Source organism: Streptomyces phyllanthi (assembly GCF_009377205.1).
Classification (GTDB): domain Bacteria; phylum Actinomycetota; class Actinomycetes; order Streptomycetales; family Streptomycetaceae; genus Streptomyces; species Streptomyces phyllanthi.
Genome location: NZ_VJZE01000109.1, coordinates 1 through 23313, shown reverse-complemented (window position 1 = coordinate 23313; position 23313 = coordinate 1). Strand labels below are relative to the sequence as shown.

At 71.0% G+C, this 23313-nt stretch carries 20 protein-coding genes and 5 pseudogenes; 11 read left to right on the top strand and 14 right to left on the bottom strand.

The features are described 5' to 3' along the window. The 4 genes and pseudogenes from FNH04_RS47675 to FNH04_RS17795 form a co-directional block, all read right to left on the bottom strand. A pseudogene (locus FNH04_RS47675) lies at positions 1-270 on the bottom strand (DNA-3-methyladenine glycosylase 2 family protein); the annotation flags it as partial. A 100-nt stretch (positions 271-370) separates the two neighbouring features. Continuing rightward, positions 371-1714: a coenzyme F420-0:L-glutamate ligase gene (locus FNH04_RS17805; protein ID WP_322723229.1), complete on the bottom strand. Its 1344-nt coding sequence runs from the start codon at positions 1712-1714 to the stop codon at positions 371-373. Next, positions 1711-2694, bottom strand: a complete 984-nt coding sequence (cofD, locus tag FNH04_RS17800) for a 2-phospho-L-lactate transferase (RefSeq protein ID WP_152785354.1) — start codon at positions 2692-2694, stop codon at positions 1711-1713. Before cofD ends, FNH04_RS17805 begins: the two co-directional genes overlap by 4 nt. Positions 2695-2727: 33 nt before the next feature. Next, complete coding sequence (locus FNH04_RS17795) at positions 2728-3246, bottom strand: cysteine dioxygenase (RefSeq protein WP_152785352.1); 519 nt, start codon at positions 3244-3246, stop codon at positions 2728-2730. A 701-nt stretch (positions 3247-3947) separates the two neighbouring features. Between FNH04_RS17795 and FNH04_RS17785 the strand changes: the two genes are divergently transcribed. From FNH04_RS17785 to FNH04_RS17775, 3 genes are all read left to right on the top strand, one after another. Beyond that, positions 3948-4211: a WhiB family transcriptional regulator gene (locus tag FNH04_RS17785; protein WP_003975777.1), complete on the top strand. Its 264-nt coding sequence runs from the start codon at positions 3948-3950 to the stop codon at positions 4209-4211. Between the two features lie 242 nt (positions 4212-4453). Then, on the top strand, positions 4454-8131 hold the full coding sequence (locus FNH04_RS17780) for a glycosyltransferase (protein WP_152785350.1): 3678 nt from the start codon (positions 4454-4456) through the stop codon (positions 8129-8131). Then, complete coding sequence (locus FNH04_RS17775) at positions 8128-9624, top strand: DUF5719 family protein (protein ID WP_322723228.1); 1497 nt, start codon at positions 8128-8130, stop codon at positions 9622-9624. Before FNH04_RS17780 ends, FNH04_RS17775 begins: the two co-directional genes overlap by 4 nt. 64 nt (positions 9625-9688) lie before the next feature. Here the strand turns inward: FNH04_RS17775 and FNH04_RS17770 are convergent, their stop codons facing one another. After that, positions 9689-10138, bottom strand: a complete 450-nt coding sequence (locus FNH04_RS17770; RefSeq protein WP_152785361.1) for a metallopeptidase family protein — start codon at positions 10136-10138, stop codon at positions 9689-9691. 309 nt (positions 10139-10447) lie between these two features. Here FNH04_RS17770 and FNH04_RS17765 point away from each other — a divergent pair, with 309 nt between their 5' ends. The 4 genes and pseudogenes from FNH04_RS17765 (at position 10448) to FNH04_RS17750 (ending at position 13994) form a co-directional block, all read left to right on the top strand. Continuing rightward, complete coding sequence (locus tag FNH04_RS17765) at positions 10448-10870, top strand: DUF3499 domain-containing protein (RefSeq protein ID WP_322723227.1); 423 nt, start codon at positions 10448-10450, stop codon at positions 10868-10870. Between the two features lie 59 nt (positions 10871-10929). Next, positions 10930-11151 (top strand): annotated as a pseudogene (locus FNH04_RS17760) (L-lactate permease); the annotation flags it as partial. Positions 11152-11410: 259 nt separating this feature from the next. Beyond that, positions 11411-12775 (top strand): phosphomannomutase/phosphoglucomutase, encoded by a 1365-nt coding sequence (locus FNH04_RS17755; RefSeq protein WP_322723226.1) that lies wholly within the window; start codon positions 11411-11413, stop codon positions 12773-12775. Positions 12776-13067: 292 nt separating this feature from the next. Further along, positions 13068-13994, top strand: a complete 927-nt coding sequence (locus FNH04_RS17750; protein WP_322723225.1) for a 1-phosphofructokinase family hexose kinase — start codon at positions 13068-13070, stop codon at positions 13992-13994. A gap of 109 nt (positions 13995-14103) precedes the next feature. Here FNH04_RS17750 and FNH04_RS17745 read toward each other — a convergent pair whose 3' ends face one another. After that, positions 14104-15096: a CBM35 domain-containing protein gene (locus tag FNH04_RS17745; RefSeq protein WP_152785343.1), complete on the bottom strand. Its 993-nt coding sequence runs from the start codon at positions 15094-15096 to the stop codon at positions 14104-14106. Between the two features lie 211 nt (positions 15097-15307). Continuing rightward, positions 15308-17059, bottom strand: a complete 1752-nt coding sequence (cdgB, locus tag FNH04_RS17740; RefSeq protein ID WP_152785341.1) for a diguanylate cyclase CdgB — start codon at positions 17057-17059, stop codon at positions 15308-15310. 457 nt (positions 17060-17516) lie between these two features. Between cdgB and FNH04_RS17735 the strand changes: the two genes are divergently transcribed. Further along, the gene (locus FNH04_RS17735) at positions 17517-18083 is read left to right on the top strand and encodes a flavin reductase family protein (RefSeq protein WP_152785339.1); all 567 of its coding nucleotides are present in this window, start codon (positions 17517-17519) and stop codon (positions 18081-18083) included. Between the two features lie 63 nt (positions 18084-18146). Here FNH04_RS17735 and arfB read toward each other — a convergent pair whose 3' ends face one another. Continuing rightward, entirely contained in the window at positions 18147-18584 is a 438-nt protein-coding gene (arfB, locus tag FNH04_RS17730) for an alternative ribosome rescue aminoacyl-tRNA hydrolase ArfB (RefSeq protein ID WP_152785337.1), read from the bottom strand. Positions 18585-18877: 293 nt separating this feature from the next. Between arfB and FNH04_RS17725 the strand changes: the two genes are divergently transcribed. Beyond that, entirely contained in the window at positions 18878-19453 is a 576-nt protein-coding gene (locus FNH04_RS17725) for a TerD family protein (protein ID WP_152785335.1), read from the top strand. Positions 19454-19586: 133 nt separating this feature from the next. Here the strand turns inward: FNH04_RS17725 and FNH04_RS17720 are convergent. The 6 genes and pseudogenes from FNH04_RS17720 to FNH04_RS17695 all read right to left on the bottom strand — a co-directional run. After that, a pseudogene (locus FNH04_RS17720) lies at positions 19587-19964 on the bottom strand (Scr1 family TA system antitoxin-like transcriptional regulator); the annotation flags it as partial. Further along, positions 19961-20449, bottom strand: a complete 489-nt coding sequence (locus tag FNH04_RS17715; protein WP_322723224.1) for a DUF6879 family protein — start codon at positions 20447-20449, stop codon at positions 19961-19963. The pseudogene FNH04_RS17720 and the gene FNH04_RS17715, both read right to left, overlap by 4 nt. A gap of 25 nt (positions 20450-20474) precedes the next feature. After that, positions 20475-20665: pseudogene (locus tag FNH04_RS17710) on the bottom strand (hypothetical protein). A 179-nt stretch (positions 20666-20844) separates the two neighbouring features. After that, complete coding sequence (locus FNH04_RS17705) at positions 20845-21261, bottom strand: DUF6879 family protein (RefSeq protein WP_345672853.1); 417 nt, start codon at positions 21259-21261, stop codon at positions 20845-20847. 12 nt (positions 21262-21273) lie between these two features. Further along, entirely contained in the window at positions 21274-21465 is a 192-nt protein-coding gene (locus FNH04_RS17700) for a DUF397 domain-containing protein (RefSeq protein ID WP_152785333.1), read from the bottom strand. Then, the gene (locus FNH04_RS17695; RefSeq protein WP_152785331.1) at positions 21462-22313 is read right to left on the bottom strand and encodes a helix-turn-helix domain-containing protein; all 852 of its coding nucleotides are present in this window, start codon (positions 22311-22313) and stop codon (positions 21462-21464) included. The genes FNH04_RS17700 and FNH04_RS17695 overlap by 4 nt, the downstream gene beginning before the upstream one ends. Before the next feature lie 241 nt (positions 22314-22554). On the opposite strand from FNH04_RS17695, the gene FNH04_RS17690 reads away from it, so the two are divergent. Both FNH04_RS17690 and FNH04_RS17685 read left to right on the top strand, forming a co-directional pair. Beyond that, positions 22555-22983, top strand: coding sequence for an ATP-binding protein (locus FNH04_RS17690; RefSeq protein ID WP_194236719.1), 429 nt, complete (start codon positions 22555-22557; stop codon positions 22981-22983). Between the two features lie 10 nt (positions 22984-22993). Continuing rightward, positions 22994-23313: pseudogene (locus FNH04_RS17685) on the top strand (GNAT family N-acetyltransferase); the annotation flags it as partial.

Genomic DNA, 23313 nt, shown 5'->3' with positions numbered 1-23313 from the left:
CCGCAGCGCGACCCGCAGCGTCCCGGGCCCCGCAGGCGTACGGCCGGTCCGCCACACGGACCCGTCCGGAGTCGCCCGGAACGTCGGATCGGCGGGCCCGCGCCGCAGCGGCCCGAGCACCAGCCCGAGATCGAGCGGCCCCTTTGGCGTCCACGTCCGCGTCCGCCCGGACCCGGCCGCGGGCCGCGCCTCCCCGCCCTGCCGGGGCACCACGACCTCCCCGCCGCGCACGGTCGTCCGCGTGGGCCGGGGTGAGAATCGTCCTGCCACGGCTTGGGTCCTCTGGGTCGTACGGACTTGGGTCCTCTGGGTCGTACGGGGCGGAACGGGGCCACCGGAACCAGTGCACCTCCCGGCGGCGCGCCTCGCATCACCGCACCTCGATGAACGCCCCCGGATCCCGCTCCGGCCGCGCCCTCGGCTCCTCCGCCGGGTGCCCCACCGCCACGGCTCCCATAGGGTCCCAGCCCTCCGGCAGCCCGAGCACGTCCCGTACGACATCCCGGCAGAACATCGTCGACGACACCCATGCGGACCCCAGCCGCTCCCCGGCGAGCGCGACCAGGAAGTTCTGCACCCCGGCCCCGGTGGCGACCACGAACATCTCCCGCTCGGCCCCGTCCCGCCGCGCGTCCCCATATGTATGGGACCCGTCCATGACGAGACACGGCACCACCAGGTACGGCGCGTTCCGCAGCACGTCCCCGCGCCGGACCCGCTTGGCGATGGACTCCTCGCTCTTTCCGTCCCGCCGCAGATCCTCGATCCACTTGTCCCGCATGGCGTCCAGCAGCCCGGTCCGCGACTCCTCGGACTCCAGCAGCACGAACCGCCAGGGTGTCGTGTGGTGCGGCGCCGGCGCGGTGACCGCCGCGGCCACGGCACGCCGTACGGCACCGGGATCGACGGGCTCGTCGGTGAACGCCCGTACGGTACGCCGCTGGGTCACCGCCTCCCGTACGGCCTCCGACGTCCCGAGCCGGAACATGTCGTCCCGCGCGCCGCGCACCATGGCCCGCGCTCCCTCATCGCCGTCCCCGGCCACCACATGGGCCAGCCCGCGCACGACGGCGACCGGCAGCCCGGCGGCCTTGCCCTTCACCAGGTCCCCGGCGGCGGCCAGCTCGTCGGCGGTCGCGACGACGGTCGCGCTGAGCGGATTGCCGTACGCGTCGGTCCCGCCCCGCAGATCGTCCAGTACGCGCACGCCCGCGGCACCGATGGCGACGTCCGTCAGCCCCGTGCGCCACGGCCGCCCGAACGTGTCCGTGACGAGGACCCCGACATCGACCCCGAGCTCGTCCCGCAGTCCTTCCCGCAGGGCGCGCGCGGACGCGTCCGGGTCCTCGGGCAGCAACAGCACGGTCCCGGCGGGGGTGTTGGACGCGTCGACCCCGGCGGCGGCCATGACCAGCCCCTGCCGGTTCTCGACGATCCGCAGCGGGCCGCGGCGCGCCACGACCCGTACCGTCTCGGCGTCGATCGCGGCCTCGCGGTCGACCGCCTCGACGACCCGCCCCTCCGCCTTGGACACGATCTTCGAGGTGACGAGGAGCACGTCCCCGTCGGCGAGCCCCGGCTCGGCCGCGGCGATGAGCTTCGCGAGGTCATCGCCGTGCTGAACCTCGGGCAGCCCGGTCAGGGCCCACACCCGGTAACCGGGAGCACCGCTCGGCACGTCGCTGCCCCTGCCTCTCGACGACTCGCCGCTCACGCGCCCCGCACCTCCTGGGCCAGCGCCAGTGCCTCGCGCGCCATCTGCGCCGTCGCGTCCAGGTCCGTCATCATCAGCGGCACGGCCCGGCAGCGGATCCCGGCGGACTCGACGCGCTCGGCCGAGCCCGCGTCCACCGTGTCGACGAGCCATCCGTCCAGCAGCCCCGACCCGTAGTGCTCGGCGACGGCCGCGGCCGAGGACTCGACGCCCACGGCGGCCAGCACCTTGTCGGCCATGCCCCGCACGGGAGCGTCCCCGACTATGGGGGAGAGGCCGACGACCGGCACCCCGGCCTCGGCGATCGCCTCGCGTATACCGGGCACGGCGAGGATCGTGCCGATGGACACGACGGGGTTGGACGGCGGGAAGAGGACCACGTCCGCCGCGGCGATGGCCTCCAGCACGCCCGGCGCGGGCTTGGCCTGTTCGGCGCCGACCGGCACGATCGCCTCGGCCGGAACGGAGGCCCGCAGCCGCACCCAGTACTCCTGGAAGTGGATCGCCCTGCGCTCGCCGGAGTCCGGGGTGGACCCGCTGTCGGGCAGCGTGACGGCGACATGGGTCTCGACCCGGTCGTCGGACATCGGGATGAGCCGCACCCCGGGCTTCCACCGGTCGCACAGCGCCTCGGTGACCGCGCTCAGCGGATAGCCCGCCCCGAGCATCTGTGTGCGCACGATGTGCGTGGCGAAGTCCCGGTCACCGAGACCGAACCACTCCGGTCCCACCCCGTACGCCGCGAGCTCCTCCTTGAGGTGGAAGGTCTCGTCGGCCCGGCCCCAGCCCTGCTCCTCGTTGATACCGCCGCCCAGCGTGTACATCACCGTGTCGAGGTCCGGGCAGACCTTCAGCCCGAAGAGATGGATGTCGTCCCCGGTGTTGCCGATGACCGTGATGTCCGCGTCCGGCGCGGCCCGCTTCAGACCGCGCAGGAACCGGGCACCACCGATGCCGCCTGCCAGAACCACAATGCGCATGGGGCCAGTGTTGCAGGCGGCTACGACAACGCGTCAGGCCGTCACGTCGGCGGCTGCGGACCCGGACTCGGACGCGCACCGGGCCGAGTGCGTCGAGTGCATCGGCATCGACGTCAACCCCGGGTAGTAGACGTGCAGGCTGACCGCCGGTTCGAGCGCGTCGTTGACCACCTCGTGCACATAACCCGGCGCGAACACCCGCTGCGCGCCGGAGCCCAGGACGCGCGTGCCCCGCTCGGTGTGCTCGGTCAGGGTGCCGTCGAGCACGGTGAGCACGCCGGAGGAGCGGCCGTGGTCGTGCAGTCCGCTGCCCTGCCCGGGCACCCAGGACAGCAGCCACACCTCGTAGCCGGGCCCGGTGCGCAGCCGGTGGTACCAGCGGGATGTCGCGTCGTACTGGACGAGGTGCTCCCACTGGGAGCGGTCGGCGGCGATGGAGCGGGCGAGTCCGGCGAACTCGGCCACGGTGACCGGGTGTTCGCGCGGCGGCTGGAGGAGGTGCGGTACTTCGAGGAGGTCGCCGGCGATCTGGAGGTCGCTGTCGCTGTTCATGGGTGCGGTGGTTCCTTGGCGGAAGTGTGGGGGATGGCTGGGTGTCGAAGACCGTCCGCCCAGGTCACGGGCGGCGAGTGCGCCCAGGTGCGGGCGGAGGGAGAAGCAGCCGGGTCGCGGTGGACTCAGCGGCAGCCGGAGCGCGGTCGGCTCAACAGCTGGAACAGCGACAGCAACAGCTACAGCGATCCCGGGCAGCACCGAGGAACCCGGCGGAGCGGGTCGAGGTGAGTGCCAAGTTCGCGAGCATGCCCACAAGGACACCGGTTCACACCCCGACTGTCAACTTGACGCCCGCTGAGTGGGAGGTGTTTCACCTCATCCGGTTCATCGGACAGGTGAAAGGTTTGTGCAGACGCCCTTCGGGACACAAGGCGCACCACCGGGCGTGCGGACCGCGCGGCGGCTCGGGTTCCGAACGGAAATCGGCCGCTTCTGTGTTCGCGTCGCAACGAGATCGAACTTCTGGGCGTCCTCTCTCGTATGGGAGGGAGACACGCCCCGGCCCCAACTCGCTGTCAGGGTTTATGACGATTTGAACACTTTCCGCATAGCCTTGGTTCCGCAGAGTGAATAAGGGGCTCAATAGCAGATCTCGGCTTGACTCGCCCGTAGCAGCACACTTGTAATTTCACTCGTGTCGTTCAGCCGAAATCGGTAACGGCAACCACGGGGACGCGAAAGACGGACGAGGGGCGCACATGACCGAGCTCGTGCAGCAACTGCTGGTCGACGACGCGGACGAGGAACTCGGCTGGCAGGAGCGCGCTCTGTGCGCCCAGACCGATCCCGAGTCCTTCTTCCCCGAGAAGGGCGGCTCGACCCGCGAGGCCAAGAAGGTCTGCCTTGCCTGCGAGGTCCGTTCCGAGTGCCTTGAGTACGCGCTCGCCAATGACGAGCGGTTCGGTATCTGGGGAGGCCTGTCGGAGCGCGAGCGCCGCCGCCTCAAGAAGGCCGCCGTCTGAGGCTTCGAGAGGTCGTTGACCCAGGGTTTCGGGGGAGGCCACTGGCTGAGAACAGCCGTGGCGCACCGGGCGCACTTTCCTCGCGCGCGTACATAACGATCGGCCCGTCGCCGGTGGGTTGTCCACAGGCGGCGGGCCGCTTTGCTGCCCAGCCGTTAGTGTGGTCGCTCGTCCGAGACGTCCCGCTGTCCCCGCAGGGCACGGGCGTCGACCGAGTCCACTGAACCGGGGTCCGTACCTCGATGTCCGCGCACAGCCACACGGCAGCCCACCACGACGCTGCCACTCCTGAGTTCCCGCGCCATGTCGTGACCGCGGTGCTCGTCGCCCATGACGGCGCCCGCTGGCTTCCCGACGCGCTCGCCGGGCTGCTCGGCCAGGAGCGCCCCGTCCAGAACGTCATGGCGGCCGACACCGGCAGCGCGGACGACTCCGCCCAGCTGCTCACCGACGCCCTCGGCGCCGACCGGGTCCTGCATCTCGCCCGGCGCACCGGTTTCGGCCAGGCCGTCGACGAGGCCAACCGCACCGCCGGTGTGCTCACCCCGGACGACCTGCCGTACCTCAGGCGCCCCAGCGGCTGGGACCCGGTCACCCGCACCTGGCGCGACGACGCGTACGACATGCCGGAGCTCCCCCACGGGGAGCCGGAGCAGTGGCTGTGGCTGCTGCACGACGACTGCGCCCCCGAGCCGGACGCACTGGCCCAGCTGCTGAGGGCCGTGGAGAACGAACACGAGCTCGGCCGGGACGATGTCGCCGTCGTCGGCCCCAAGCTGCGCGGCTGGTACGACCGCCGCCAGCTCCTCGAGGTCGGCGTCACCATCGCCAACTCGGGCCGCCGGTGGACCGGAGTGGACCGCCGTGAGCAGGACCAGGGCCAGCACGACCACGTCAAGCCCACGCTGGCCGTCTCCACCGCCGGCATGCTGATCCGCCGCGATGTCTTCGAGCAGCTCGGCGGCTTCGACCGGCGGCTTCCCCTCATGCGTGACGACGTCGACCTCTGCTGGCGCGCCACGGCCGCCGGTCACCGCGTCCTCGTCGCCCCCGAAGCGGTCGTACGCCACGCCGAGGCGGCCTCCCGCGAGCGCCGCACCGTCGACTGCGTGGGCCGCAACGCCGTCTCCCCGCACATGGTCGACAAGGCCGGCGCCGTCTACACCCTCCTCGTCAACGCGCGAACGGCACAGCTGCCGTGGGTGCTGATCCGGATCGTGCTCGGCACGCTGTTGCGGACCGTCGCCTACCTCGTCGGCAAGGTCCCCGGACAGGCCGTCGACGAGATCCGGGGCCTTCTGGGGACGCTGCTGCGCCCCGAGCGGATCATCGCGGGCCGCCGCAGACGCGGTCGTCCCCAGGTCGACAAGGGGGAGCTGCGGGCCCTGTTCCCGCCGCCCGGCGCGACCGTACGGGCCACCGTCGAACAGGTCGCCGGCAATCTGGTGGGCGGCTCCGACCCCGAGTCATCCTCGGCCGGACGGCACGGCGGCGCGGTCGAGTCCGGTCCCGGCGGCGACGACGCCGACTTCCTGGAGGTCGAGCAGTTCGCCCGGCTCAAGCGCCTCGCCCGCAAGCCCGCGCCCGTGCTCTTCGCCGTCCTCCTGCTCGTCTCGCTGGTCGCCTGCCGTGAACTGCTCGACGGTGGCGCGCTCGCGGGCGGCGCGCTGCTGCCCGCGCCCGCCGACTCCTCCGAGCTGTGGGCGCGCTACCTCGACGGCTGGCATCCGGTGGGTGCGGGAGACACCCAGTCCGCCCCGCCGTATCTCGCGCTCGTCGCCATGCTCGCCTCCCTGCTGCTGGGCTCGACCGGGCTCGCGGTCACCGTGCTGCTCGTGGCCTCCGTGCCGCTCGCCGGACTCACGGCGTACTTCGCCTCGCGGCCCCTCGTCATGTCGCGGCTGCTGCGCGCGTGGGCGGCCGTCGCGTACGCCTTCCTGCCCGCCGTCACCGGCGCGCTCGCGGGCGGCCGTATCGGCACCGCCGTCCTCGCTGTCCTGCTGCCGCTCCTCGCGCGCGCGGGCGTCGCCGCCGGCGGACTCGCCGACCCCGGGGGAACGCACGGCAGTTGGCGGGCAACCTGGGCATACGCGCTGCTGCTGACCGTCACCACCGCGTTCACCCCCATCGTGTGGCCCATCGCCCTGGTCCTCGGCATCGGGCTCCTGGTGGTGCGCCGCGGCGACATCGTCGCCTACGGGCCTCGCTTCCTCGCCCAGCTCGGCACCCCGCTGCTGGTCCTCGCCCCCTGGTCGCTCACCCTGCTGCCGTTCGGCTTCTTCAGGGAGGCCGGCCTGGAGTACGGGGCGGGCGCGGCCTCCGCCACCGACCTCCTCGGCGCCGGCCCCGGCGGGCCCGGCACGGTCAGCGGGCTGATGTTCATCGGCATCGTGGTGGCCGCGCTGGCCGCCCTGCTGCGCTCCGAGCGGCAGCTGTCCATCCGGGCCGCCTGGTCGGCCGCCCTGGTCGCACTCGTCTTCGCGGTCCTCTCCAACGGTTCCACCTGGGCCGGGCCCGCGACCCTCGTCTACGGCATCGCGCTGCTGGCCGCCGCCGTGCTCGGGGCCGACGGGGCACGCGCGCGCGTGGCCGAGCAGAGCTTCGGCTGGCGCCAGCCGGTGGCCGCGCTCATCGCCTTCGCTGCCGCGGCCGGCCCCCTGCTGGTCGCCGCCGGGTGGATGATCAGGGGCGCCGACGGCCCCCTGGAGCGGCGTGACCCGGTGCAGGTGCCCGCGTTCGTCGCCGAGGAGAGCAGCACCCGGGATCAGGCCCGCACCCTGGTCCTCGACAGCGACTCCCCCTCCGAGGTCGGTTACAGCCTCGTCCGCGGCTCCGGCGCGCGCATGGGCGACGCCGAACTCGCGGCGGCGGGCGGCGAGAACAAGCAACTCGACCAGGTCGTCGCCAACCTCGTGGCGGGTTCCGGCGCCGACCAGGCCGACGAACTCGGCGGCTTCGCCGTGCGCTACGTCCTCGTCCGCGAGGGAGCGCCCCGCGAGGTCAGCCGCGTCCTGGACGCCACGCCCGGTCTGAGCCGGCTCAGCCAGCAGGGCGGCAGCGCCCTGTGGCGCGTGGACCGGCAGGTCGCCCGCGCGACGATCGTGCCCGCCTCCGGGGAGCCCCGGCCCATCGCCGCCGGACCCGTCGACGTGCACACCACCATCCCCGAGGGCGAGTCGGGCCGCGTCCTGCGTCTCGCCGACACCGCCGCCGAGGGCTGGACCGCCACCCTGGACGGCAGGCCGCTCACGCCCACCACGGTCGACGGCTGGGCCCAGGGATTCCAACTGCCCACGGGCGGCGGCAAGCTGGACATCACCTTCGACGCACCCGTGAGCCACACCGGATGGCTGTGGACACAGGGCGCGCTCGCCGTCGTCCTCGTGATCCTCGCCCTTCCGGGCCGCCGCCGTGACGTAGACGACGACCTCCCGGACGAGCCGGAGCCCGTGGCCGCCCAGGACATCACCGGCGACGGCCGCCGCGCCCGCCGCCTGCGCGCACAGGCCGAGGCAGAAGCCGAGGCCGAGACCGCGGCTGCGGGCGACCAGCCCGCCGCGGCCACGCCTCCTCCTCCGGAGGAGGCCCCGGCCCCGGCCGCCGTCCCGCACCAGCAGACGTACGGAGCGTGGGACACCCAGGGCTACTCCGGTGCCGAGTACGGCGGTTACGGGGGCGACCCGTACCAGGGCGCGCAGCAGTACCAGACCGGTGCGTACGAGCAGACGTACCAGGCGGACCCGTACCAGTCGGGCGCACACCAGGGCGACCAGTACGACCCGTACGCCTACGGAGGCACGACCGCCTCGTACGACCAGACGTACAGCCAGGGCTACGGGACGACGTACGACCCGTCGGAGACGTCGTACGACCCCTCGCAACACCCCGACAGCGAGCGCCCCGACGGGAGCCGGCAGTGAACCGCACCACCCTGTCCCTGATCGCCGGCACGACCGCGCTCGCCGCCGTCACCGGCTTCGCCGCGCTCACCGCGCCCGATGCCTCCGGCGACCGCACCACCAGGGCGGCGGCCCAACTGCCCGTGCAGCGCTCGAGTCTCCTCTGTCCGCAGCCGAGCACCTCGGACATCGCGGAGACCGCGTACACGTCCTTCACGCCCGTCACGAAGGCGACCGGGAGCAGCGGCAAGGCCGAACTCCTGGCGGCGGGTGAGGAGTCGGCGGACGGGGCGGACGGCAAGAAGAAGACGGAGAAGGCCGACAAGCCCGTCCTGCAGCCGAAGGAACCCGGCAAGCCGGTCACCGGCAGCACCGACGGCGGCGAGTCGCCCGCGCAGATCGGTACCGCCGAGGGGAGGCTGGCGCCCGGCTGGACGGTCCAGGAGACCACCCAGGTCGACGCGGGCACCGGACGCGGTCTGCTCGGCACCAACTGCACCGCCCCGGACACCGATTTCTGGTTCCCGGGCGCCAGCACCGCCGACGACCGCATCGACTACGTCCACCTGACCAACCCGGACGACTCCGCGGCCGTCGTCGACATCGAGCTGTACGGCAAGGACGGCGCCCTCAAGACGACGGTGGGCGAGGACATCACGGTCCAGCCGCGTTCCAGTGAGCCGGTGCTGCTGTCCACGCTCGTGGACGAGCCGGAGACCAACCTGACCGTTCATGTGAGCGTGCGCAGCGGGCGGGTCGGCGCGGCCGTACAGGCGCTGGACGAAAAGGCGGGCGGCGACTGGCTGGCCCCGTCTGCCGATCCGGCGGGCAGCGTGGTGATCCCGGGCATCCCGAAGGACGCCACGTCCGTGCGGCTGGTGGCGTTCGCGCCGGGGGACGAGGACGCCGACCTGAAGGTGCGGCTCGCGTCGCCGTCCGGGCTGATCTCTCCGGCCGGCAGCGAGACACTGCACGTGAAGGCGGGCATGACGGCGGCCGTGGACCTCGGCGACGTCACCCGGGGTGAGGCGGGCTCGCTGGTGCTGACGCCGACGGAGAGGTCGGTGCCCGTGGTGGCCGCCGTGCGGGTGGTGCGGGGCAAGGGGACCAAGCAGGAGACGGCGTTCATACCGGGGAGCCGGGCGGTCGGCGCGCGCGCGAGCGTCGCCGACAACCGTTCCAAGGGCGTGACCCTGGCCCTCACCGCGCAGGGACGGACGGCGAAGGTCAAGGTCACGGCGTCGGCGGGCAGCCAGGGCGGCACGGCGGCGACCAAGACCTTCACGATCAAGGGCGGCACCACCCAGAACGTGACCGCACCCGTCCCGAGCGGCTTGAAGGGCACCTACGCCCTGACGGTCGAGCCGGTGTCCGGCGGCCCCGTCCACGCGTCCCGCATGCTCGAATCCACGAGCGCCGGAGTGACCGGCTTCACCATCCAGCCCCTGGCGGACGACCGGGGAACGGTGGCGGTACCGGAGGCCGAGCAGGATCTCTCGGTGCTGCAGCGGTAAGCGCGGGACGGCCCGGTAGGGGCGGCGGGGGCGATTCCCTCCCGGGAAGACGACCTCTCGCCGCTCAGTCCTCCCCGTACCGCGGATCCACCGTCTCCGGCGTCAGCCCCAACAGCTCGGCCACCTGCTCCACCACCACCTCGTGCACCAGCGCCGCACGCTCCTCCCGCCCCTTGGTGCGGATCTCGACAGGCCGCCGATAGACGACGACGCGAGCGGGCCGGCCCTCCCGGGCGGGCACGGTGCCCCCCAGCGGAACCGCCTCGTCGTTCCAGGCCTTGCCCGGCCCGTCGAGGCGCGGCACCTCGAGGACGAGGAAGTCGATGTCGGCGAGTTGGGGCCAGCGCCGTTCGAGACGCTCCACGGAGTCCTGCACCAGGTCGGCGAACACCTCGGCACGGCTCGCGGCGAGGGGCACCTGGGGCGGCGCGACGGGGCCACGCATGCCCCTGCCGTGCCGGTCACGGCGGCGGGGCCCGGGTGCGGCGGCACGGGGCGGTACGGGGTTGTCCATCACCTACGAAGCGTAGTCCCCGGCAGGGCGGGTTGGCCGACGCCCACGCGGGTGCCCGCGCGGTGGTGACCAGGGGCGTCGCGGAGGCCGTACGGCATGTCGGCAGATGACCATTCCAGCCAAGGTTGGGCTCGATTCCGTATCTCTCCATGACCGTGGAGCTCATGGCAATTGACAGAGTTTGATATGAGTTGGGATCGGTTCGGAGGCGTGTTCGGCATTCCGGACATGGGTCCCAGTGCAGGTCAGAACGGTGTGGCCGGTGAGGTGTGTGGGGTGTTTCACACTGCGACACGGTGGAGTGACCTGGTGGAGAGTCGTCGCGGCCCGCTCAAGAGTGCGGTACCGTCCAACATCGTGAGCCCTGTACGTCGCTGTTCGCGCACCGCTTGCGGCCGACCCGCCGTCGCGACGCTGACGTACGTCTACGCCGACTCGACCGCGGTCCTCGGCCCGCTCGCCACCTACGCCGAACCCCACTGCTACGACCTGTGCGCCGAGCACTCCGAGCGCCTCACCGCGCCGCGTGGCTGGGAGGTCGTCCGGCTCCTCGACGGTTCCGCCCCGGCGCGGCCCACTGGCGACGACCTGGAAGCGCTCGCCAATGCCGTGCGTGAGGCGGCCCGGCCGCAGCAGCGCGCCGCGGAGGCCGGCGGCAGCGGCCGCACGGCGGACCCGATGGAGGTCGCTCGCCGGGGGCATCTGAGGGTGCTGCGGTCGCCGGACAACTGAGGACCGCTCGTTCGTCCCGCGCGCCCCTGCACTCCCCTCACCAACCGCCTGAGGCGCCGCTGTTGGCCCTCGCGGGCCTCACGGATCGCGCTGCTCCCACGGGGGTCCACGCGCGCGTGGCGGTCAGGGAGTGGGCGGAGACGGTGCGCGAACTCCGCTTCGCCATCTCCACGGTGACGTCGGTGCAGGCCCTCGCACACGTCATGAACCTCTCCGGACAGGCCGCCACGATCGGCCGCTTCGTGGCGGCGGCCGGGGCCGGACTCGCCGCCTCGCCGCCTCGCCGGCCGCGAGGGCGACCTGTTGCGCGAGGTACTGCCGTGGACGTCGGCTGTTGCCGGCGATGCGCCTGATCGTGGCGGACCGAGCATGCCCGTACTCGACTGGATGTCTTCGTGAACGGTTCACGGGACGCCCACGGTGAACACATCAAGAACATCCACGGACGGATCCGAGCACATCCTCAGAGGTCGTACAGCCGACCGTCACATCGGGCGGGTAAGTTCTGGGTGACCTAAAGAGACTTCGGGAGGCTTGGCCGTGGCTGCTGATCTGTCGACGATCGTGAAGGCGTACGACGTGCGCGGGGTGGTCCCGGACCAGTGGGACGAGCCCCTGGCCGAGCTCTTCGGGGCGGCCTTCGCCCAGGTGACCGGCGCGGACGCCATCGTGATCGGGCACGACATGCGACCCTCGTCCCCCGGTCTGTCGCGGGCCTTCGCGCGCGGGGCCGCGGCCCGGGGCGTGGACGTCACCGAGATCGGCCTCTGCTCGACGGACCAGCTGTACTACGCGTCGGGCGCGCTGAACCTGCCGGGCGCGATGTTCACGGCCTCCCACAACCCCGCCCAGTACAACGGCATCAAGATGTGCCGCGCGGGCGCCGCCCCCGTCGGCCAGGACAGTGGCCTCACCGAGATCCGCGAACTGGCCGAGCAGTGGAGCGAGTCGGGCGCCCCGGAGCCGGCCGCGACTCCGGGAACGATCACGCAGCGCGACACGCTTGAGAACTACGCGGCCCACCTCCGCTCCCTCGTCGACCTGACCTCCGTCCGCCCCCTGAAGGTCGTCGTCGACGCGGGCAACGGCATGGGCGGCCACACCGTGCCCACGGTCTTCGCGGGCCTGCCCCTCGACCTCGTCCCGATGTACTTCGAGCTGGACGGCACGTTCCCGAACCACGAGGCGAACCCCCTGGACCCGGCGAACATCGTCGACCTCCAGAAGCGCGTCCGTGAGGAGGGCGCCGACCTCGGCATCGCCTTCGACGGCGACGCCGACCGCTGCTTCGTCGTCGACGCGCACGGCGACCCGGTCTCGCCGTCCGCCATCACCGCCCTCGTCGCCTCCCGCGAACTGGCCAAGAACGGCGGCAAGGGCACGGTCATCCACAACCTGATCACCTCGTGGTCGGTACCGGAGGTCGTCAAGGAGAACGGCGGCACGCCGGTACGCACGCGCGTGGGCCACTCCTTCATCAAGGCCGAGATGGCACGGACGGGCGCGATCTTCGGCGGCGAGCACTCAGCGCACTACTACTTCCGCGACTTCTGGAACGCCGACACGGGCATGCTCGCCGCCCTCCACGTCCTCGCGGCCCTGGGCGGCCAGGACGGCCCCCTGTCGGCCCTGGTCGCCCAGTACGACCGCTACGCCGGCTCCGGCGAGATCAACTCCACGGTCGACGACCAGGCGGGCCGCCTCGCCGCGATCAAGGCCGCGTACGAGGGCCGCGAGGGCGTCGAACTGGACGAGCTGGACGGCCTGACGATCTCCTCGGCCGACTGGTGGTTCAACGTACGACCGTCCAACACGGAACCGCTCCTGCGCCTGAACGCCGAGGCGAAGGACGAGACGACGATGGCCAAGATCCGGGACGAGGCCCTGGCGATCATCAGGGGCTGAACACTCGGCCGGTGCGGCGTGAGGCCGAGACCAGTCACATCCATCCGGTCCTGCTGGGAAGACGAGTGCCGGCCACATCCAGCCCGTCCGGCGCTCGAGGACGAGGCCGTCCAGGCCGACAGCGGGGCCTGGGGCGGCAGCCCCCAGGGGAGGGGCCGTGGGCCGTTGGCGCGGCTGGGACGAGCGCCGGCTTTTTGGCATGATCGAGCCTCCGCAACAGCTATTCCGGCAGCGCATTCTGTAGTTCCTGGAACCGGAGCGCGCCATCGAACCTGGGGGGAGGGTCGGCCGGGTGATCCTCACGGTCACGCTGAACACCGCTCTCGACGTCACCTATCGCGTGCGGGAGCTCACGCCCCACGCCTCGCACCGGGTGACCGAGGTGACCGAGCGGCCCGGCGGGAAGGGGCTGAACGTGGCCCGTGTCCTGGCGGCCCTCGGGCACGAGGCGACCATCACGGGCTTCGCCGGAGGGGCGACGGGGCGTGAGTTGCAGGAACGGCTCGCGGACACCACCCGTGTCGTGGACGCGCTGGTCCCCATCGCGGGCTCGACGCGCCGCACGGTGGCCGTGGTCGACGCTCAGGGTGACGCGACTCAGCTCAACGAGCCGGGCCCTGCCATAACGCCCGCCGAGTGGGCCGCCTTCCAGGAGGCGTACGAGGACCTGCTGGGCTCCGCCTCCGCCGTGGCCCTGTGCGGCAGCCTGCCGCCGGGGGTGCCCGTGGGCGCGTACGCGGGGCTGATCCGGACCGCGCGCTCGGCGAACGTACCCGTACTCCTCGACACCAGTGGCGAGCCCCTGCGCCGGGGCGTGGCCGCGCGTCCGGACCTGGTGAAGCCGAACGCCGAGGAACTGGCCGAGCTCACCGGCTCCCACGAGCCCTCCCGGGCCACCCGGGACGCCCGCCGTCGCGGAGCCCACACCGTGGTCGCCTCCCTGGGCGCCGAGGGGCTGCTGGCCCACACCGCCGAGGGCCACTGGCGTGCGAGACCACCCCGCCGTGTACACGGCAACCCGACGGGCGCGGGTGACTCGGCGGTCGCGGGACTGCTGTCGGGGCTCGTGGAGCGGCTCCCGTGGCCCGAGCGGCTGGCCCGGGCGGTGGCACTGTCGGCCGCGACGGTCCTCGCGCCTGCGGCCGGGGAGTTCGACCGGAGGGTGTACGAGGAGCTGGTGGAGCAGGTGACCGTGGTCGGGGAAGCCACCGCGGCCTAGTTGCCGTACCAGGGACGCTTGCCGAACCAGGGATGGTTGCCGTATCCGGGATGGTTGCCGTACCGGGGACTGCCCGGCGTCCCTCGGCGTCGGGCGCCGCAGGGGCCGGTCAGCTCTTCCAGCCCTTGACCAGGTACAGCTGGTCCAGGTTGGCGTCGCACTGGTTGCCCTGCTCGCACGAGATCTTGATCTCGTTGCTGCCCTTGTTGAGCTGGATGCTCGCGTACGTGTTCGTCCAGCCCTTCTCGTAGTCGCCCTCCGGAGCCTTCGCGAAGTTCTCCATGTTGAGCGGCCGGGTCTGGGCCGTGCCGTTGATCGTCAGGGTGGCGTCGGCGTTCTTGCCGGGCACGCCGTAGTTGACGTACAGCGTGTACTTGCCGGACTTCGGGATGTCGTCCACGTTCCACGTGACGCTGGCGCCGACCTTGTTGAAGCCCCCGACGTAGCTACCGCCGTCCGCCTTCGCGCCGGAGATGTCGGAGGCGGTGGTGGCGCCACCGGCCAGAAGCAGCGCCTTGGCGTCGATCTTCGGCAGCTCGCCGTCGTCCTCCGCGGCGGCGGACTTGCTCGGCGAGGTGCTGGGGTCGGCGCTCTGATCGGCCGACGGGGCGGAGGACGTGTCCGGGTTGCCGCCAGTGGCGTCCTCGTCCGAGTCGCCGCCGAGCATGGCCACACCGATGCCGACCACGACGGCCGCGACCACGGCGATCGCGCCGATGAGCAGCCCCTTGGTGTTCGGGCCGCGGCCCCGGCCGCTCCCGCCGCCGTACGCGGGCGTACGGCTGGTGGGCGCGCCGCCGGGGAGGGTCTCGGGCGCCTGGTAGTGGGCGTTCGGCTGGCCGTACGCCCCCTGCTGGGTCGCCTGGCCGTACGCGGCCGTCTGGCCGAACTGACCCGCCTGGCCCTGCTGGCCGGGCTGCTGCGGGGCCTGAGCCGGCTGCCCGTACTGGCGCTCACCGACCGCCCGCACCCTGTTGACCGCGTTCGGGTAGCCGTAGCCCCCCGTGGGCGGCTGGGCGCCACGGGCCTGGCCGTCGGCGTACAGATAGCCGAACGGGTCATCGTCCTCGGGCGTGCTCGCGCCGTTGTTGCCGGGCGTCATCCCTAGGTCTCCTCAGCGGTGCGGTACAGATGCGGGTGATACGTGGTGCGAATGGCGAGCCTACCCGTTCTTGCTGGCCCAAACGGGTGACTCCGGTCGCATCATCTCGCCGATCACACCGCTCGTCGTCTCCGGGGTCACCCCGGTGACCTGCGAAGACGCCCATGACGACGGTAGTGCACCCGGGGTGCACGCGGAATCCACACGTGATTCACCCGGCACGCCGATGCTGCTTGGGACGAGACCGCTTCTCGACGTACATCCGTTCGTCGGCGGACTTCAGCACCTCGTCCGCCGTCATACCGCAGTGGGCCCAGCCGATACCGAAGCTGGCGCCGACGCGCATGGCGCGGCCGTCGACCCGGATGGGCTGGATGATCTCGTTCCGCAGCCGTACGGCGAGGTCCTGGGCGTCGGCGCGGCCGAGCCCGTCGGCGAGGACCACGAACTCGTCGCCGCCGAGCCGGGCGACCGTGTCGCCGTCCCGGACGCCGCGGCTGAGCCGCCGGGCCACCTCGACCAGCACGGCGTCACCCGCGTTGTGCCCGAAGCGGTCGTTGATCGACTTGAAGCCGTCGAGGTCGCAGAAGAGCACCGCGAGCCCCTTGGTGCCGTCGTCGCGCTCCCCCTCGGGGGCGACGGTGTGCACATGGTGGTCGAAGGCGTCGTACGCCCCGGAACCGGTGCCTCCGCCGACGCCGGCTCCGGCTCCGAGGCCGGAACCGAAGTCGAACCCGTGGCCGTTCACGTCGTACGCCGGGTGCCCCTCGCCGGTGAGTCCGGACTGCCCGGACCGGCCCGCCCGGTCGTACGCCTCGAAGGCCGCGTCCATCGTGTCGACCGTGCCCAGCGGCAGGGACTGCGGGCGGCTGCAGAGGCGGGCGGACAGACGCGCGCGCAGCTCGGCCGAGTTGGGCAGGCCGGTGAGCGAGTCGTGCGAGGCGCGGTGGGCGAGCTGGAGCTCGCGGCGCTTGCGCTCCTCGATGTCCTCGACGTGCGTGAGCAGGAAGCGCGGCCCGTCGGCGGCGTCGGCCACCACCGAGTTGCGCAGCGACACCCAGACGTACGTCCCGTCGCGGCGCCCGAGCCGCAGCTCCGCGCGCCCGCCTTCGGCGGAGGTCCGCAGGAGCGTGCCGATGTCCTCGGGGTGGACGAGGTCGGCGAACGAGTAGCGGCGCATCGCGGACGCCGGGCGGCCGAGCAGACGGCACAGCGCGTCGTTGGTGCGCAGGATCCGGCCGTGCTGGTCGCCGCCCATCTCGGCGATGGCCATACCGGAGGGGGCGTACTCGAACGCCTGGCGGAAGGATTCCTCACTGGCCCGCAGCGCCTGCTGCTCCCGTTCGAGCCTGACCAGCGCGCGCTGCATGTTGGCCCTGAGGCGTGCGTTACTGATCGCGATGGCGGCCTGGAAGGCGTACATCTGGAGCGCCTCGCGCCCCCACGCGCCGGGGCGCCGCCCGTTGCGCGGCCGGTCCACGGAGATCACACCGAGCAGCTCACCGCAGGAGGCGCCCTGGGCGCCCGGGGTGTACATCGGCGCGAACAGACGGTCGGAGGGGTGCCACTCGTCCTCGAAGCGGGGCTCCGGGCCGTCGGTGTACCACTGGGGCACGTCGTCCTCGTCGAGGATCCAGCCCTCGGTGTGCGGTATGAACCGCAGGTCGCCCCAGGCCTCGCCCATGCCCAGCCGGCGCTCCCAGGACGTGCGCGAGCCGACGCGGCCGGTGATGAGCGCCTCGGCGGCGGAGTTGCCGGAGAGCGCGGCGACCACGAGGTCGCCGTCGGGGCGCACGAGGTTGACGCACGCCAGCTCGTAACCGAGTCCGGTGACGATGCCGTCGGCGACGGTCTGCAACGTGTCGGCCAGGCTGCGTGCCGTGTTCATGTCCGCCATGACCTGGTGCAGCTGCCGCAGGGTCCTGAGACGGACGTACGGCTCCGAGTCGGTGTCGGTCTCCATTCGCCCTCCCCCCGTGGTCTCGCGGCAACTCCAGGGTTGTCTTCGGCGTACTCATCGGCGTACTACTCGTAAGCGTCCCCGCCACTGAATCACAGCGCGCTGCCCACTCGGTACACAGGGTCAACAAAAAAGGGCACCTGTGACTCAAGTCACAAGCGAAGATGAACAATTGAGTGGGGGTTCTGCGTTTTCGCCATGCGTTTGCTGAACACAATTCAGGACTCTGTGTAAGGGCTGTGCGCGAATATGTTCGCGGCGCGTTCGCTCGGGCTTGGGGTTCGGGCTTGGGGTTCGGGCTTCGGGCAGCTGCGAAGAGGTGGCCGTGGGGCGGCTTCGGACGGCCCGCCTGAAGCGGCGCCCGCGGCCGTCCCTCCGCCCGAGGTCCTAGGACCGGCACGGACCGGTTCCGGCCTCTGGTCCGATGCGGCGCCCGCGGCCCGCGGGCTAGCGTCCGGATATGCCCAAGACCTCCCCCGCCCCGAGCATGCCCGCCCCTGCCGGGCATGCTGAGGGAGTGAGTGAAGACGAGTTCCGCGCCGCGATGTCCCGGCTGGCCTCGGGTGTGGTCCTGGTGACGGCGCACGAGCCCGCACTGGACCCCGAGGGCCCGCCCGGCGAGGACGTCGGGATGACGGCGACGTCCTTCATGTCCGTGTCCCTGGACCCGCCCCTGGTCATGGTCAGCCTGCGCGAGGGCTCCCGGATGGACGACCTGCTCGCCGAGCAGCCCCTGTGGGCCGTGTCCGTGCTCTCCGAGAGCCAGCGCCACATCGCGGGCCGGTTCGCCATGAAGGGCCGCCTCAGCGACCGCCTGCTCTTCCAGGACGTCCCGTACGTCCGCGGCGTGGCCTCCGGTGCGCCCGTCCTGGACGGCGCCCTGGCGACCCTGGAGTGCCGCACCGAGCAGCGCGTCACGGCCGGGGACCACACGCTCGTGATCGGCCGCGTGCTGACGGCGGCGGTTCCGGCTGCGGACGGGGGGCCGCTGACGTACTTCCGGGGGCGGTACCGGCAGCTGGGGTAGCCCACGGGACTCCCTCGTACGAGGCCGGGGTCCCGGCCTGTGATCCCGGGGGTGACGGCCGGCTCAGTGCCAGTCGCGGCCCGAGCGGCCCCGTTTGGTGTCGGAGCGCTGCTTCTTCTCACGGAGGCGGCGTTCGTTGATCCCCCGGGGTATGCGGGTGGGTCTGCGAGGCTTCGGCGGGGGCGCGGTGGCCTCGGCGAGCAGCGCGGCCAGCCGGACGGCCGCCGCCTCGCGGTTGCGCCACTGCGAACGGTGCTCGGAGGCGCGGACGCTCACCACCCCGCCGACGAGCCGGGAGCCGAGCCGCTCCAGGGCGCGCGCCTTCCACACCTCGGGCAGGGCCTCGGTGTTCGCGAGGTCGAATCGCAACTCCACGGACGTGTCGGTGGTGTTGACGTGCTGTCCACCCGGCCCGCCCGACCGCGAGAAACGCCACATGAGCTCGGCCTCGGGAAGCGAGACGGAGCCGCGGATGGGATAGGGACCGGACATGCCGTCCATGGTCGCGCGGGTGCCGGGCTCACGTCACGCGCTTTTCCGGACCGGGCGCGGGTCTGCGGCGGCGTACGGCGGGTCTGCGGCGGGCGTACGGCGGGTCTGCGGCGGGCGTACGGCTCTCCCGGCTCCCCGCCCCCCGAACCCGGCTCCCCGAACGACAGGTAAAGAAAGTAAAGAGGCGTGGAACCTTCGATACGGCTCTCCGCGTTGATACAGGTAGCTGTAGCTTCGTGGCCGTACGAAGCCCAAGGGCGCGTACCGCCGTACGCACCGAACGAGGGAAGGGACTCCCAACAATGGCTGTAAGCCTGTCCAAGGGTGGCAACGTCTCGCTCACCAAGGAGGCTCCGGGCCTCACCGCCGTCACCGTGGGCCTCGGCTGGGACGTCCGCACCACCACCGGCACGGACTTCGACCTCGACGCGTCCGCGATCGCGGTCAACACGCAGGGCAAGGTCTACTCGGACGCCCACTTCGTCTTCTTCAACAACAAGCAGACCCCGGACCAGTCCATCGTCCACACGGGTGACAACCGCACGGGTGAAGGTGCGGGCGACGACGAGGCGATCAACGTCAACCTGGCGGCCCTCCCGGCCGACGTCGACAAGATCGTCTTCCCGGTCTCCATCTACGACGCCGAGACCCGCACCCAGAACTTCGGCCAGGTCCGCAACGCCTACATCCGCATCCTCAACCAGGCCGGCGGCGCCGAGATCGCCCGCTACGACCTCTCGGAGGACGCGGCCACGGAGACGGCGATGGTCTTCGGCGAGCTGTACCGCAACGGCGCGGAGTGGAAGTTCCGCGCGGTCGGCCAGGGCTACGCCTCGGGCCTGGTGGGCATCGCCCAGGACTTCGGCGTGAACGTCTGACGAACGGCGACCGCGCCGAGCGGATGACAGGCCCCCCAAGATCCTGTTGGGGGGCCTTCGGCATGCACGGCTCATCCGCATGTCACAGCTTGTCCGAGGGGGCATGCCGGCGCAGAACTCGCCCGGTTCGGCGAGCAGCCGAGTATTCCGGCGTCTGGAGCAGGCCAGGGACGAGGGATGGCTGAAAGAGCCGCAGCAGAGTCGTCCGGGCTTCAATGGCCTGGATCTGCTGCTGTTTCCGGTGATATCCGAGGCGGCGGTACAGCCGCCATGCCGTCGCCTCGGTTGCCGCCGCACGAGCGACCGACATGTACTCGGCCTTGACGTCCTCGGACACACCTATGGCAGTGAGGATCTGCTCCACGTCCACGACACTCGGCATGACGCTGCCGTTCTCGATCTTGGACAATTTCGAAGCGGACATGGCCGCGCCACGGGCGACGACTTTGGCTTCCTTCCCGGATGCCTGCCGTAGCGCCCGCAGCGCGGCTCCAAGCTCAGCTCTGTTCACTCCCCGTGCCGTGCCCACCATTCAGCGAACGGCTCGGCGTGCGCGAGGGCCGTGTCCCGATAGGTCCGGAACTCGGCCAGCCGGTCGTCTCCCAGGAACTCACTCCCGAGGTACTTTCCGGCATCGTCGTAAGCCATCGCCGCTATGACCTGGTCGTCGAACAGCCAGAAGTCGGGCGCATCCGGAATGGGGTTTTCCGTCTCGGTGGTGTCGAGAATGAAGAATTCTTCACCGGCGCTCGCGTTTCGCCGGTATCCCCAGGACAGTTCGAATCGGAGATAGTCGGTCAGCGGGCGGGACAGGATGTGCACCCGGTACACACGCTTGCCAGCCTCGGTGGCGTTCCCCACCGTCGTCAGCCATGCCGCTGCCTTGTACGACTCCGGCTGCTCTTCCCCTGCCAGGAATGCCCGATAAGCATCGACCCCTCCCGACTGGCTGTAGTCATCCAGCGTCTCCAGTCGGAACGCTTCCCGCTCGAACACCGTGAACCAGTCCCCCAGGGAGCGGCTAGACGAGGTTGTCACGGATGGCCTTTCGAATCAGTGCGACGGGGATCTCGACCAGGGCCTCGTGCGCCGGAACCTCTCTGCCGTGGTCGGTCAGCAGGTCTCCCTGCACACGAGAGTCCCGCGATCGGTGGCGTACAGCGTCGGGCACTCGCCCTCGTCACACTCACCCACCAGCCGCGTCAGCTTCATCACTGCACACCCCTCCTGTCCGTGGGCCAGCCGTCGCGGCTGATCGTCTCGATCCTGGCGACCGCCTCGCAAGGGCCCTCGGTTTCCACTTCTGGTTCTGGAAACCGTCAACTTTCCCTGCCGTTCGGGGCGGTCTCGGTGCTCGAGTCTTTCCATGACGTACCTGCTGTCGTGCTCGGTCAGGACGGCAGGTACTCCTCATGAGGAACAGCCCGCTCCCACACCGCTTCGAAGGCCGTTGAGCACAGCCGGACGACAGCTGGGTCTGTCGTACGTTCCTCGTCACCATCCGGGAAAAGCTCTCCGTCACCGGTGAAGTGCAGGAACACGACGAGGTTGTCATCGAACAACCAGAAGTCATTTCCGGGAAGCGCGAGATCCGAGGCCCGACGCCGAGGAAGCCAACGCACCTGCTCCCCTGCCGCCACGTTTCCGACCGTCACGTGGTGTCCGAAGCGGATGTAGTCCGAGACGGGCGCGGAGACGATCCGCGCCCGCCGCACCACGACTCCTCGGCCGGTGATCTCACGCATCAGACCGAGCCAGGCGCTCGCGGTACATGCGTCCGACGGGTTGAGGGGTGGTCCCTGAAGGATTAACCGAGAGGGCTACCGCTCGGGCTTGAGGGCTGCGAGAAACACGCGAAGGCGAGTCGGACTGGCAGTGATCACCGTGTCCGGGACGTCGCTCTCGCGTATCAGCACCTGGGTCTCGTGCACAGCCAGTTCTATGCAGTCCTCCCCGTCAACGCCCGAGAAGGATGACTTCTGCCAGCAGATCGGTACAGGAAAAGTGCTCATAGTTCCTTCTCGATGTCGCGGATGAGCTGGAGGGACGCTTCGGCGCCGAGTGCCGCCTGCTCGGCTACTTCGAACTGCGCGCGGTACTTCCTGAGCGCGGTGTCCGCGTACAGACTGCGCCCGCCCAGGGCACTGTCAAGGCGGACCGTGTCCAACTCGTCCACTGGGCCTCCCGCATAGAGCACAGGCTGGGTGGCTTCGATGAATCCCTCATAGGTGAAGGGGATGACTCGTACAGTCACGGTCCGCCGGTCAGAGACGTCCCGCAGGTGTCGAAGTTGAGCCCGTGTGACCTCACGCCCACCGAACCTCATCCGCAAAGCGGCTTCGTGGATGAACGCCTCGAACGGAGGCGGAGTGTCACGCTCAAGGATGCGGCTTCGCTTCAGCCGGAATTCGGCCCGCAGTTCGGTCACCGCAGCGGGTAGGCGGGGAACACGGCCGTTGTGGATGGCCCATACGTAATCCGCAGTCTGCAACAGCCCCGGGATGGTCACGGTCTGGAGGGAGCGAAGGTACGTCGCCTGGTGCTCAAGCTCCGCCACATCGAGGAATCCGGGAGCGAGAGCGCTCCGGTAGTCCTCCCACCACCCCTTGCCCCGCTCCTCGGCCATCGCACAGAGAGCGTCGACCAGCTGCGTGTTGGAGGCCTCGTAGTGCGTGGCCAACTGCCGCACCCGTGTGGCACTCACACCCCATCGGCCTGCCTCGATGTGGCTGATCTGAGCCTGATTACCGCCGAGCAGAGCACCCGCTTCCTTGGTGGTGAACCCTGCCGCCTCACGCAGCTTGCGCAGCTCAGCGCCCAAACGTGCCTGACGCGCGGTGGGATTGCTCCTCGGAGGCATTCGTTCCCTTCCTGATGTGCGGACACAGTGTGTCGCGCGCTCCTTCGACGGTCCACCCACACGAGTGGAAAGAGAGTCACATACATGTGCCGTCACATATCTATGCCATACCGTCTCTCTGACGCCGCCCCGCACACCAGTAAGACCGCAGTGCAGCCAAGCCACTTGGCCCGGCCGAGCCATGGCGGTGTGCAGCGCGGCAGCGCGCCCTACCACTCGGAACAACGAGGGAGACCCCGACATGGACCCCATCCGAACCGCTACAGAGCCCCCGCAGATCTACCGCATCCGCACCCCCAACTCCCCGACCAGCCCCAAGATCTGCCGCGACATCGTCACCCTTCTCCTCCAGGCCACCGGCCACCACGAACACGCCGACGCCGCCCGCCTGTTGGTGTCCGAACTGGTGACCAACGTCCACCTTCACACCGCGTCCCAGGCCGTCCGTCTCGAAACCGTCGTCCGGCACGACCGCGTACGCGTTTCCGTGTACGACGACGCGCCCGTCATCGAGCCCCATCCGAAGCCCCCGGGCGCACAGGCGGAGAGCGGACGGGGGTTGGTCCTTCTCTCCGGGCTTGCCCAGGAGTGGGGAGTGGGGCTGGGCGACGAGTCTCGGGGCACCGGCAAGCGGGTCTGGTTCGAGTTGGGGGACGGACGTGGTCGATAGCGTGCGGGGCATGTTGCTCGAAGTTCTTCGGTTACGGCCCGACGAGGCGCTGTCCGGGGCCGTTCTCGCCGAGGTCACCGCGGTGTACTCCTCCAACCGCGATTTCTACGCCCTCAGCGGTGACTTTCCGGATCCGGACGACATTCGTCCCGAGCAGGTGGCCGCGGCGCTCGCCGAGGAGGTGGCGAACGCGGGCGTCGAGGTGTTGCTCGCGCGTGTCGACCAGCGGCTGGTCGGGGTCGTGATCACCCTTGCCCGGCATCCCGATCCCGTCGACCCCGACCCCTGGATCGGGCTGCTCCTCATCGACGCGGGCGAGCAGCGCAAGGG